This is a genomic window from Nitrospiraceae bacterium (genome assembly GCA_020632595.1).
Taxonomy (GTDB): Bacteria; Nitrospirota; Nitrospiria; order Nitrospirales; family UBA8639; genus Nitrospira_E.
This window is the reverse complement of the sequence record JACKFF010000006.1, coordinates 130977-143383: the sequence shown is the minus strand read 5'-3', so window position 1 is coordinate 143383 and position 12407 is coordinate 130977. Positions and strand designations below refer to the sequence as shown.

Below are 12407 nucleotides of genomic sequence, written 5' to 3'. Positions count from 1 at the left end.
CCCGCCCTGATGCGGATTACCGTGGCGAGTGCCCGGCATGTTGTTGAATGAGCGAGACCACTTGGCTTGCGACTCGCAGGGCTTCCACCCCTTCGTCTCCTGAGACACCTCGGGCGGACGGATTCCCCAGAATGGATTGAATGAAGCAGCCCAATTCACGAGTCAGGGCATCCCCTTCATCACCCTTGATATGTTGTGATTCCACTTCAAAGGTTCCACCTTCCAAGCTTCTCCTGGTGTTCATCACAGCCTCTTTTCCACCAAAATCAACCGAGAGATAGCGATCCCGTTGATAGACTCTGATCTTTCGCAGGCGTCCCGTCGAGATGCGGCTTGCAGTCAAATTCGCCAAACACCCGCTTTCAAAGAGAATTCGCACATTGGCAATATCGGGCAGATCGGTAAAAACCGGCATCCCTCTCGCTTCCACCTGCAGGATAGGGCCCAGACCTAGGGATAACAACAGATCCAAATCATGAATCATAAGATCCCGGACCACATCGACATCAGTCCCTCGAGGCTGAAAAGGACTTAGACGGTGACATTCAATAAAGCCAGGCTGATTCACGAGAGGGCGCATCACCTCTACGATCGGATTGAACCGTTCAATATGGCCAACCTGCAGTATGGTTCCCCCGACTTTCGCCAGTTCGACTAACTGCTCACCTTCCCATACATGGCTGGCAATTGGCTTTTCAACGAGAACATGGCACCCGCGCTGCAAACAGGTCGTGACCACAACCCCATGCGCCGAGGTCGGGACCGCCACACTCACCGCATCGACCAATGACAGCAGTTCATCCAAATCCTGGAAATATGATACTCCACATTCATCCGCCACCAGATGCCCCCGTGAGGGATCGGTATCAGAGACCCCCACTAGGATCACGGAAGGCAGGGTTTTATAAATGCGAGCATGATGTCGGCCCAAATGACCAACACCAATCACCCCAACTCGTAAGGATTGCGTCATGTAGGGATCGGTCGTCGTTGAATGGGAGAACGGAGACAGCGGTTCCAGTGACACCACACAAAGCACCACGATGGGGAACCCGTCCCCTTATTGTGGTGGAGCATCAGAAGACGCGGCATGCTGGAGAAGGCCTGTTGGAGCGATTCCAACGATCGCGATTCCTGCTGATCTGGCGTTCGCACACATTTCTTCACGATCAAGAACAACGGTGCGCCCGGCTTCAATCGCGAGAACTGAAGCCTTAACCGCGACCATGGATTGAATGGTTTGGGGACCAACAGCCGGCAAATCAAACCGAAGATCCTGGTGCGGTTTCGTGCGTTTGACCACCACCGTTCCCTTGCCACCAAGCGTCCCCCCACGAGTAATGGTCCCATCCGTTCCCTCAACGGCTTCAACGGCGACAATCACCCGATTTTTCACCACGACACATTGCCCGATATCTAACTTTCCCAGGGTTTCCAGGGTATCCCAACCAAATTGAATATCGTCCCACTCTTTGCTCGTTGGTTTCCTGTAGGCGAGATTGCCCTCTTTCGCCAGAATACCTTCAAGGCCAAACGTGGACTCTCGAATCTGAATCCCTTCCCGCTCCAATTCTCCAGCCACTGCTCTGAGGATCGCATCGTCCTTCCAGTGTTTCAAACGGCTAAAAATCGCCAAGGCTCTGAGGTCCGGCCGAAGTGCCGTAAAGACATGCGTTTTGTGGATGCCACCCAACATGACAGCCTGGCGGATACCATCACCCTTTAATGCCGCCAAGGCCTTACTAAACTGCCCGACCTTGAGCCAATGAATGCGATCAACATGGGATTCAAGTTCCGGAAGAGTTTCACCCACGTGCGCGATGGCGGAAACCGAAAACCCTAACCGGCGGACATTATCCGCAAAAATAATCGGAAAACGACCGTTACCCGCAATCAGCCCGATCCGCTCATCTTGTTCAGGAGAAATCATACCCTGCGCGCCGCATCAACCGCAGCCTTACTCCTCTTCATCATCCAACTCCCGAGAAGACACTTGGCAGATCCCACGACTGGTACTTTCCAAAAAGGTGAGTAACGTCATAACGTCTGTGCTTTCACCGTACTCGTTACGAGCCAGCTTAATGGCTTCTTGCAGACGATGTCCCTGTCGGAATAAGAGTTCAAATGCAGCCTTCAAGGTATTCATGCGTGCTCCGGAAAACCCATGGCGTCGCAAGGCGATCGTATTCAGCCCAAACATTTGTGCACGATAGCCTCCTGCCGCACGAACAAACGGCGGGACATCCCGACCTAGGGCGGAACACCCTCCCACCATCGCATATTCACCAATCCGTACATATTGGTGGACCCCGACCAAGCCTCCGATCACGACAGAATTTCCCACTGAGACATGGCCGGCTAAGTTTGCCGCATTAGCCATCACAATATAATTACCCAGTTCACAATCATGAGCCACATGTGTATAGGCCATAAAAAAATTATGGTGCCCGATTCTGGTCACTCCGCTACCAAAAGCTGTCCCTCGATTAATCGTTACATTCTCACGAATAATATTATGATCCCCGATACAGACTCTGGTGGGCTCATCTTTATATTGCAAATGTTGCGGAGGGGTACCAATTGACACAAACGGAAAAAACCGGCAACGCCGGCCGATGTCCGTATGCCCCTCAATACATACATGAGCGACTAATTCGGTTTGATCTCCAATCGTGACATGCTCACCCACGACGCAATAGGGCCCGATTATGACATCTTCACCTATCGTAGCTTTGGGATGGACAATTGCTGTGGGATGAATATTCATCAAATTCTCACTTTTTTTGCGTTGAATATGAATTCAAAACCAGACTTCGCGCAACACCCCTGTTACCTGCAGCTAGGCTTCACTTCCTTCGACTTTGACCATGGCGGTCATTTCGGCTTCGCAGACTAAAGAGGATTCGACCAGGATCTTCCCGGCCATCTTCCAAAATGGATCTTTTCTCCGGATCACCTCGACCTCAACCCGCAATTGATCGCCGGGAACGACCGGTCGACGAAACTTGGCTTTTTCAATTCCGGTGAGAAAAACGGTCGGGCGCCCCGTTCCTAACGCCGTTTTTCTGGCCAATACTCCCCCCACTTGTGCCATGACCTCTAGAAGTAACACACCAGGCATAATAGGGTACCCTGGAAAATGCCCTTGAAAAAACGGTTCATTGGTCGTGACATTTTTAATGCCCACAATCCGCGTCGCATCATGGCATTCAAGAATCCGATCCACTAATAAGAAGGGATACCTGTGCGGAAGTAATGCCTGAATCTGGAGAATATCTAACTCGCTTTCAGCCATACTGACCCCTTTCTCTCAATGTTTCTCTGCCACCCTTTGGACTAGGGGGTATGAATTTCCCCGCTCTCCCGATCCAGGGCCTGAATAACCTCAGTAGAAATATCCAGCCCGGCTTGATAAAACAACGTGCCTGAATTCACTCCGAATTCTAAGACCAGGCCCAGGCCACGTTGACCGGCAACTTCCGCTACCACCTTTTGCACGTGGAGACGAAACTCGTTTTGCAATTCTCGTTGTTTTTCTTGAACTTCTCTGTTTAAATCGGCTACTTTTTGTTGATACCCGGCCATTTTTTCCCTGAACTGTTCTTCCTTCCGGTCTCTGGCCTCCTGACTCAACACCGTACTTTGGGCCATCAATTCACTTTCCAACTTACGTAATTCCTTTTGCTCCAGTTCCACAAGTGTCTGCCGATCCTTCATGAAAGCATTCAGCACATCCGACAGCCGTTTTCCCTTGACCGTTTCAGCCAATATCCGCTGAGGATCAACGACACCGACCGGAAGATCCGATGGATGGTTTGGCCCTATAGCCGTGCAGCCCCAGGCAAAACTCAGGACCAGACTTCCCAAAGTCATCCACGCGCCAATACCCCCAACTCCTGTCTTCCTCATTATATGTTCTCGCCTCCCCATCGCCATCACGGGGGTCTTCTTGCAATTCCCATCTAAAAAACCGACCCCACGGAAAACTCAAATACCCACTTTCTATCATCCTTTGGTCCGTCTATAGGACGGCCATACGCCGCCCGAAGAGGCCCAAAGGGGGAAATCCACCTCACTTCCATGCCTGCAGCCATTCGAAGATCAAGACTTAAATTTTTATCCTGGGAAAACCCCTTTCCATAGTCGAAAAAAAGGACGCCGTTCAACTTGGCATCTGGTAACAGTGGAAAAATTAAATCATTATTAATAATGATTTGTTTGTTGCCCCCTTCAGGATCGTTACTAGAGGTCACGGGACCGGCACGACCATATTTAAATCCCCGCACAGTGTTAATGCCTCCCACGTAAAAGAACTCCGGAATGGGAAATTCCGACCCATTAAATCCGTCTCCGTATCCGAACCGTCCACGAATGGAATGCCGAAAATCCCAAAACGGCAAGGGGGTAAATTTCAGGGCATCCAACGACACACTATAAAAATTATTTGTCCCCCCAAGGGCATCCGTTCCAAAACTCGTGATGACACCGACTCGGGTTCCACGCCGGGGGTCTAAATAATAATCACGCGAATCCCTGAATAAGGAGGCACGGAACCCGGTCGTAGATTGGGTGCCTTCCTGATTTTGAATGAGAGTGTTGGCATTGGAATCCACATCAGTAATTCTGATTTTTTCAGCTACAAGGGTAAAGGTTCCGGTCAGGAATTCAGAAAAACCCCGACCAAACGTCAAGTTCGCACCCTGCTTTTTTTCAAGATAGGTCAGATAATTGGTTCGCGAGCTGAACAAATCTGCCTGGCCGGAGGTTAAGGTATCAAAAATAGCCGGATTTCGAAAGGTAATAGTTCCCAGAGTACGCCGTCCTCCTACCTGACCGCGAATCCTGGCCAAATATCCTCGACCGAATAAATTTCCTTCGGTAATGTCTGCAATTAACGTAAATTGGTCCAACGTACTGAACCCCCCGCCAATGCTGAAGGAGCCAGTCGGTTTTTCCTTGACTTTGACATCTAAATCGACCTCACCCGGAGCAATTTGTTTGGGAAGAATCTCCACGGTTTCAAAAAAATTCAAGTTATTAAGACGTTCGAAACTTCGTTTTATGGCCGGGGAATCGATCATATCCCGTTCATCCACCCTTAATTCACGCCGAATCACATTGTCTCGCGTCTTATTATTCCCGGTAATCCGGATATCTCGAATCCTGACCATTTCTCCTTCCTCAATGGAAAAGCCAATACGAGTGCTCCGCGAGGGCGGATCAGGCTCTACCGAAGGATTGGCCTCGGCAAACGCATAACCACGACTGCCATATAAATCCGTCAACCGGGTAATCTCATCCCGGATTTTTGCACGCTGAAACACTTCTCCAGGTTCAATGATCAGTCCTTCCCGCAATTCAGCATCAGAAAAGAGTGTGTTTCCGGTATACTCGATTTGGCTCACCACATACGGCTCTCCCTCGACAATCGGGAATACCAGGGTAAACCATTCCTTCTTCTCATCCAAATCCATTCGAGGCATCCCGACCTGGACATCTAGATAGCCTTTATTGAGATACACCTCCTTAATCCGTTCGACATCATTCGGAAGCTCATCCCGATGGAGAATGCCGGCATCCGAAAAAATTGACCAGGGCCAGGAATACTCCCGATTGGCCATAAAGGAGATCAATTCCTTCTTCTGAACGACATTACGGCCCTCAAACACGATCGTGCGAATATGGGCCTGGCTCCCCTCTTCGATATAAAAAGTCAATCGTACTTGATTGTTCTCGACCATATCCGTGATAGGAATAATTTGCGCATGATAAAAGCCCTTGTCGTGATATAACGATCGAAAATTTTCTACTGAAACCTTTACCTGTTCTTTATCCAAAAAGACCTGGTTTTTAATGGTATTTTTTTCGTTTAGCTTGTCGTCTGACAACTCGTCATTTCCATCAAACACTACTTCGATCGTAAACGGCTTTTCCTTCACACGAAAAACCACGAGGACTCCATTGGCCCTGACTTCGGTTGAGACTTCAACTTCTTCAAAAAACCCCATCCCATATATGAGCTGAATTTGTTCCCGAATGGACTCTTGGGTAAATGAATCTCCTGGTTTAATGGATAATTTCCCTAAAATGGCCAGGTCTTCGATATGCTGGTTTCCTTCAATTTCAATGGCCTCAATGTGGGATTGGGAAGATTGGGCCCACACCGGCCTGTCAAACGAAAGGGTTCCTAATACAAGAAGGCCGACAAGGAGAAACAGGCTGCCTGATGGAAAGGGAGAAATTCCGAAACGCTTCATCTTTTGCCCAAGACCCAGCGACCCAGGCAACACTAGATCCATGGGGCATCTCTAAAACGATGGAAGAAACAAGAAGGGTGTATCACAGAAAGTTTGTACAGTCAGCGGGACAGCAGAATTGCCCCTTCAATTTGGTCCCCAACGGTTAAACCTTAGAGATGCTGGTGATAATGGGGGGAAGCCTGAGAAATGAGGAGACAATCATCATGTTGGGATCAAGGTGCCCGATTATATTCATGATAGGATTCCTTGTAAAGGCAACATCTTACGCATGCGCTATTTTCAGAGACATCCGAAGAAGGGAGCAAGCATAAACCTTGACAACATTTTTCACCTTCTCCTAGTATCAAAATCAATAAAAATCATGTCGGTTTGCTTAAACAACGATTAATGGACTTTCATTCAGAGACCCATTCCTAACCCCAGACAATCTTCGGCATCAGTGGTACCAGCCGGGACCATCGTACTGTTCACCATGGGTCCGAAGATATCCCTGCTCTGTCTGGTAACGTCCCCTTACCGATGAAGAGATTTAGAGAAACACTGTTCACCATTTTGGCCAAATCTTTGATGAATCCATTGGTTGATCGTTAGAAATGAAACTGATGACTGAAGACTACCCGGAGATTCCCACACCGTCTATTGAACAGATCCCAGAGGAATTACCCCTCCTGCCAGTGCGGGACATTGTCGTCTTTCCCTATATGGTGCTTCCCCTCTTTGTTGGGCGTGACATGTCCATTAAGGCCATTGAAACGGCCCTCTCCTCCAACCGCTTAATCTTTTTAACCACTCAAAAAAATCAAGATGTGGAAGTGCCGGAGACCCAAGACCTCTATCAAATAGGCACAGTCGGCGTCATCATGCGCATGCTGAAACTTCCGGATGCCCGTATCAAAATACTCGTCCAGGGCCTCACAAAGGCCCGGGTTCAAGAATTTACCCAAACCAATCCATTTTTCTCCGTCCGCATCAAAACTTTGACCGAATCACCTAAAGCGCTTCCTTCCTTGGAGAAAGAAGCCATCGTTCGCTCTACCCGAGAGTCCTTGGAAAAAATTGTCGGCTTAGGAAAAGTGCTGATGCCGGATGTGCTGACCGTCATTGAAAATCTTGACGACCCTGGACGGCTGGCAGACATTATCGCTTCCAATCTTGGGCTCAATATTGAGACCACTCAGGGAGTTCTCGAAATTGACGATCCTCTTCTTCGCCTCAGGCGAGTGAATGAAATCCTGGGCAATGAGCAGGACGTGTTGTCCATGCAACAGAAAATCCAAGCTGAAGCCAAGGGGGAAATGGATAAGACGCAACGAGAATACTTCCTTCGCGAACAACTCAAAGCGATCCAGAAAGAGTTGGGAGAACTCGATGACCGATCTGAAGAAGTGGCCGAATTTCGTCGAAAAATTCAAGAAGCCAGCATGCCGGACAAGGTCCTGAAAGAAGCGGAGAAACAACTGAAACGTTTGGAAAAAACCCACCAGGATACGGCCGAGGCCGGGACGATCCGTACCTACTTGGAATGGATGGTGGAACTACCTTGGAACCGTCATTCTGAGGATACCCTCGACATTCCCCAGGCAAAACATGTTCTGCAGGAGGATCACTACGATCTGGAACGGGTCAAGGAACGAATTCTGGAATATCTCGCCGTGCGCAAACTTAAAGCTAAAATGAAAGGTCCCATCTTGTGTTTTGTGGGTCCTCCCGGAGTCGGCAAAACTTCTTTGGGTAAATCGATCGCCCGTGCCATGGGACGGGAATTCGTTCGCATGAGTTTAGGTGGAACACGAGACGAAGCCGAAATTCGAGGACATCGCCGGACCTATGTTGGAGCATTGCCGGGAAGGATTGTCCAGGGGATTAAACAGGCAGGGACCAATAACCCCGTGTTCATGTTAGATGAAGTCGATAAGATTGGAACCGATTTCCGTGGAGATCCCTCGGCCGCCTTGCTGGAGGTGCTTGATCCGGAACAGAATCATGCGTTCGTCGATCACTATCTCGGAGTCCCCGTCGACCTCAGTGAAGTCATGTTTATTACGACCGCAAATTTGACGGATCCCATCCTTTCCGCACTCCGGGATCGAATGGAGATCATTGAAATCCCAGGGTATTCGGAAGAGGAAAAGCTTGGCATTGCTCAACGCTACCTGATCCCGCGTCAGTTAGAAGAACACGGAATCACGGAGGAACACTTACTCCTCACCGATCCATGTCTGGCGCGCATCATTTCTCAATATACCAAGGAGGCCGGAGTTCGCAATCTGGAACGCGAACTCGCCAATATCATGCGGAAAGTGGCGAAACGCATTGCCGAAGGAAAGATCAAACGTTATCAGGTCACGCCCCGAAACCTCCATCACTACCTCGGCGTTCCCAAGTATGTGCCGGATCAGGAACAGGAAAAAGATGAAGTCGGCGTCTCAACAGGACTCGCATGGACGGAAACGGGGGGGGATGTCTTATACATCGAAGCTTCGGCCATCAAGGGAAAAGGCCTCTTGACCTTAACAGGTCATCTCGGCGACGTCATGAAAGAATCTGCTCATGCCGCACTTACCTATATTCGCTCCCAGGCCAAGTCTTTGGGAATTAATCCTGATCTTTTCACTAAACAGGACATTCACGTTCACGTTCCGGCCGGGGCCATCCCCAAGGACGGACCGTCCGCAGGTATTACAATGGCGACGGCCCTTGCATCCTGTCTCAGCAATCAACCTGTCAGACGAGACTTGGCAATGACAGGAGAAGTCACGCTTCGCGGCAGAATACTAGCCATTGGCGGTTTAAAGGAAAAAGTGTTAGCCGCTAAACGGGCTCATATCAAAACCATTGTGATCCCTAAAAGAAATCAGAAAGACCTCGATGATATTCCCAAACATCTCCTACGGGGCCTTGAATTTATTTATGTGGAGAATATGTCCGAAGTTCTCAAAGTCGCCCTGCGCAGGAAAAATCGTCACGACTTGAACTCGTCAATGACTCATGGACATAGTTCTTCCGGCCGTCGAAAAAAAGTTGCATCCCCGGTCACCCGTCGCCCTTTACGACAATCCATTACCAAGACACGCTGACTCTTTATCATGTCCCCTTCCCGCCGCCAGGCGCTCGTTTCAACAATAGGGGAATTCCAACTTATTCGCGCTCTGAATGGTGGATTTTCCCTGCCCGGCCCACGTACCCTCATTGGCATGGGAGACGATGCGGCGGTTCTGGCCCACCCCTCATCAGCCCACCTCGTCATATCCACCGACCTCCTCATTGAAAACATTCATTTCTCTAAAAATACCTCTTCATTTTTTGACCTTGGCTACAAGGCCGCCGTAGCCAATCTCAGCGACATGGCCGCGATGGGAGCCATTCCCTCGTATATCCTGGTGGCTGTAGCCCTTCCCTCTCATGTGAGATATGGAGACTGGAAGGACCTATATCGTGGGCTTTCCGTTCCTTGCAAAGCCCATGGGGTTCAACTTGTGGGTGGGGATACTTCAGCATCACGTTCCTCATTGTTTCTGGCAATCACCATACTCGGACAGGTTAAACCCGGCCAGGCGTTAACACGGAGTGGGGCTCAGAAGGGAGATATCATCTATGTCAGTGGGTCCTTAGGTAACTCAGCTGCAGGATTGGACTATCTGACCCATCACCCTTCGCGCGGAAAGATTTCAAAATTGCGCCAACCCATGAAGTTTTTAGTTAAGCGCCATCTCCAGCCCACCCCTCGTATTGCCTTAGGACGGTTGCTGTCTTCGCGCCGTTTGGCTTCGGCGGCCTTAGACCTATCTGATGGCCTCTCAGGAGATATCGAACATTTATGCCAACAAAGCCGAGTGGGTGCCCTCATTCAGGAAGCCAGCCTTCCCATGTCACCTCATCTCATCGCCTATGCTTCAAAGATGAGGGTAGATCCTCTATCCTGGGCTCTCCACGGAGGAGAAGAATATGAATTACTATTTACCGTGTCTCCCCAGAAACAACACCGCATGGAATTGGCCGTCAAACAACTCCGGATTCCTGTCACTGCCATTGGTGTCATTACCCCTCGTCGTTTAGGAGTGCAAATAGCGCATCAAGACGGCAGAACTCAAAAATTGGTATCGCACAGTTATGTCCATTTTCAGGAGTAAGAGAATGCCAGGAAGCTGTCCATGGTAACTCTTGAGGCTGTCCGCCAACAATTGACACATGTCTTACATCTTCGGGAAACTCCTCACCGCACAGCTTTGGCATTTGCTCTAGGTGTGTTTATCGCCTTTGCACCGCATTATTTGTTCCACACCGCCAGCGTAGTATTTTGTGCCTGGGCCTTCCGGCTGAATTTTTTAGCACTCTTTCTGGGGTCCCTGATCAACAATCCCTGGACACTTATTCCAATTTTGGCCGCCAGTCTCTATACCGGAATGCTATTGATGGGCGCATCCTCATCAGTCACAATTGAGTGGGGTCAGATGAGGGTGGACAATATATTTGACATGCTTTCCTCCTACCTCATTCCTTTTCTCGTTGGGGCCTGTACCCTGGCGTTTGCCGGATCCTTGATCGCCTACCCCGTCATGCGATGGGCCATCACACGATACCGCAGGGCCAAGAATTCCTAGCAAAAAAACAAAGATGGCGCACCAGCAAATCCTAACCGTGAATACTTTTTATGCCATGCATTTTCTGACAATTCAGCACACCCCGACGGGCGAAACCTTGGGGTCGGGGAGAGACACTTAGCCCATGTCCGTGCTAGAACCACTCTCATCACCGTTTGATGGCGTCTCGCTTCTTGCTGACCCTATTCACGGCTATATTTCCATCACCGTTCCCTATCAGGAACCGGATTCTACGGAACAGACCGAAAAGGATTTGATTGATTCTCCCTGGGTTCAACGTCTTCGGTATATCCTCCAACTTCAAAGTGCGCATTGGGTCTATCCGGGCGCCGAGCATACCCGCTTCCAGCACTCCCTCGGAACCATGCACCTGGCAGGTCGGTTTATGGCTCGCCTCTATCCGTCCCTTTGCCAAACCGTCTCCGAGGTACCATCCTGTCATTTTCTGGAAGAATTGATTCGTATAACAGCCCTGCTCCATGATATCGGACATGGCCCGTTTTGCCATTTTTTCGATCATCATTTCCTGCATCAATTTCATCTGACGCATGAAGTGATCGGCCAACACATTATCCGCGACCATTTGGGGCCAATTATCAAAAAGATCCGTCGGAGTCCATCCGGGCCATTTGCTCCAGGAGAGCAATTAGACCCGGAACATATCGCCTTCCTTATTCTCAAAGATCCTCATAAATCGACAAAGTATCTGCCGCCGTGGGTTATCGCCTTACAACCCCTTCTCGGGGGAATTTATACCCCGGACAATTGCGACTACGTCCTCAGGGATTCCTACATGTGCGGAGTAGCCATTGGCCCCGTAGATATTGAACGACTCCTTCATTACACCTTCTTTACATCACAGGGACTCACAATCCACCAATCAGGTCTTCCGGCATTGCAAATGTTTTTACACGCGCGACTCTATCTCTACGCCAACGTCTACTACCATCGCACCACACGGGCGATCGACATCCATCTTCAGGAAATTTTCCAACCCACCATGGAGATCCTGTGCAAAAAAAATCCTCTCCAGTCCTTACCGCATTACCTGCAGTTAACCGATTGGTACGTCATCGAAACGGTTCGTACATGGACGCACGCCCGTTCCATGCATAAACGACAATTGGGAATGGAGTGGAGTCAAATTATCGGAAGGCACGTGAAGTGGAAAACGGCATTCAGCACGCTGCTCCCCATCATTCAGCCGGCATCATCATCCTTTCAACCTCAGGTCTTTCTGAGCCGGATGCGTCGACTGTTACCTACTCAATATCGTCACCAGGATATTCGAATAGACTTTGCTCATAAGGACCCCCGCCCCATTAATTTGCTCAATATGGGAAACTTTCAAATATTCGTCTGGAACCCGGCCAAAGGCACGGTCGAAAAAGACATCCTTCAAAAATACCTCCAGTATCTTCCAGCCCGAATGATCACCCTGCGAGTATTCAGCCGGGATCATTCCATCGATGAGATCCTTGCTAAGGCTGCCGAGGAAACCCTACGCCGGCACTGGCCAAGTTTAATTCAACCGGCTTAAATACCA

General features: G+C 49.6%; 10 protein-coding genes. 4 read left to right on the top strand and 6 right to left on the bottom strand.

Annotated elements, in window-relative coordinates; translation table 11 throughout:
- Positions 1 to 16: 16 nt before the first annotated feature.
- The 6 genes from H6750_12680 to bamA form a co-directional block, all read right to left on the bottom strand.
- Positions 17 to 1042, bottom strand: coding sequence for a Gfo/Idh/MocA family oxidoreductase (locus H6750_12680; protein ID MCB9775160.1), 1026 nt, complete (start codon positions 1040 to 1042; stop codon positions 17 to 19).
- Between the two features lie 18 nt (positions 1043 to 1060).
- Positions 1061 to 1930, bottom strand: a complete 870-nt coding sequence (gene lpxI, locus H6750_12675; GenBank protein ID MCB9775159.1) for a UDP-2,3-diacylglucosamine diphosphatase LpxI — start codon at positions 1928 to 1930, stop codon at positions 1061 to 1063.
- Positions 1931 to 1957: 27 nt separating this feature from the next.
- Complete coding sequence (gene lpxA, locus H6750_12670) at positions 1958 to 2767, bottom strand: acyl-ACP--UDP-N-acetylglucosamine O-acyltransferase (protein MCB9775158.1); 810 nt, start codon at positions 2765 to 2767, stop codon at positions 1958 to 1960.
- Positions 2768 to 2839: 72 nt separating this feature from the next.
- A complete protein-coding gene (gene fabZ, locus H6750_12665; GenBank protein MCB9775157.1) occupies positions 2840 to 3295 on the bottom strand; it encodes a 3-hydroxyacyl-ACP dehydratase FabZ in 456 nt (151 codons plus the stop codon).
- Positions 3296 to 3336: 41 nt separating this feature from the next.
- A complete protein-coding gene (locus H6750_12660; GenBank protein ID MCB9775156.1) occupies positions 3337 to 3909 on the bottom strand; it encodes an OmpH family outer membrane protein in 573 nt (190 codons plus the stop codon).
- A gap of 53 nt (positions 3910 to 3962) precedes the next feature.
- The gene (gene bamA / locus H6750_12655; GenBank protein ID MCB9775155.1) at positions 3963 to 6257 is read right to left on the bottom strand and encodes an outer membrane protein assembly factor BamA; all 2295 of its coding nucleotides are present in this window, start codon (positions 6255 to 6257) and stop codon (positions 3963 to 3965) included.
- A gap of 605 nt (positions 6258 to 6862) precedes the next feature.
- On the opposite strand from bamA, the gene lon reads away from it, so the two are divergent.
- The 4 genes from lon (at position 6863) to H6750_12635 (ending at position 12401) form a co-directional block, all read left to right on the top strand.
- Positions 6863 to 9337, top strand: a complete 2475-nt coding sequence (gene lon / locus H6750_12650; GenBank protein ID MCB9775154.1) for an endopeptidase La — start codon at positions 6863 to 6865, stop codon at positions 9335 to 9337.
- Between the two features lie 9 nt (positions 9338 to 9346).
- Entirely contained in the window at positions 9347 to 10390 is a 1044-nt protein-coding gene (gene thiL, locus H6750_12645) for a thiamine-phosphate kinase (GenBank protein ID MCB9775153.1), read from the top strand.
- Positions 10391 to 10411: 21 nt separating this feature from the next.
- Positions 10412 to 10861 (top strand): DUF2062 domain-containing protein, encoded by a 450-nt coding sequence (locus H6750_12640; GenBank protein ID MCB9775152.1) that lies wholly within the window; start codon positions 10412 to 10414, stop codon positions 10859 to 10861.
- A gap of 124 nt (positions 10862 to 10985) precedes the next feature.
- Entirely contained in the window at positions 10986 to 12401 is a 1416-nt protein-coding gene (locus H6750_12635) for an HD domain-containing protein (GenBank protein ID MCB9775151.1), read from the top strand.
- Positions 12402 to 12407 lie beyond the last annotated feature (6 nt).

Bases quoted from the DNA above. Each gene is read 5' to 3' on its own strand.
- lpxI (MCB9775159.1), bottom strand. From the start codon at position 1,930: ATGATTTCTCCTGAACAAGATGAGCGGATCGGGCTGATTGCGGGTAAC.
- lpxA (MCB9775158.1), bottom strand. From the start codon at position 2,767: ATGAATATTCATCCCACAGCAATTGTCCATCCCAAAGCTACGATAGGT.
- fabZ (MCB9775157.1), bottom strand. From the start codon at position 3,295: ATGGCTGAAAGCGAGTTAGATATTCTCCAGATTCAGGCATTACTTCCG.
- H6750_12660 (MCB9775156.1), bottom strand. From the start codon at position 3,909: ATGAGGAAGACAGGAGTTGGGGGTATTGGCGCGTGGATGACTTTGGGA.
- bamA (MCB9775155.1), bottom strand. From the start codon at position 6,257: ATGAAGCGTTTCGGAATTTCTCCCTTTCCATCAGGCAGCCTGTTTCTC.
- lon (MCB9775154.1), top strand. From the start codon at position 6,863: ATGACTGAAGACTACCCGGAGATTCCCACACCGTCTATTGAACAGATC.
- thiL (MCB9775153.1), top strand. From the start codon at position 9,347: ATGTCCCCTTCCCGCCGCCAGGCGCTCGTTTCAACAATAGGGGAATTC.
- H6750_12640 (MCB9775152.1), top strand. From the start codon at position 10,412: ATGGTAACTCTTGAGGCTGTCCGCCAACAATTGACACATGTCTTACAT.
- H6750_12635 (MCB9775151.1), top strand. From the start codon at position 10,986: ATGTCCGTGCTAGAACCACTCTCATCACCGTTTGATGGCGTCTCGCTT.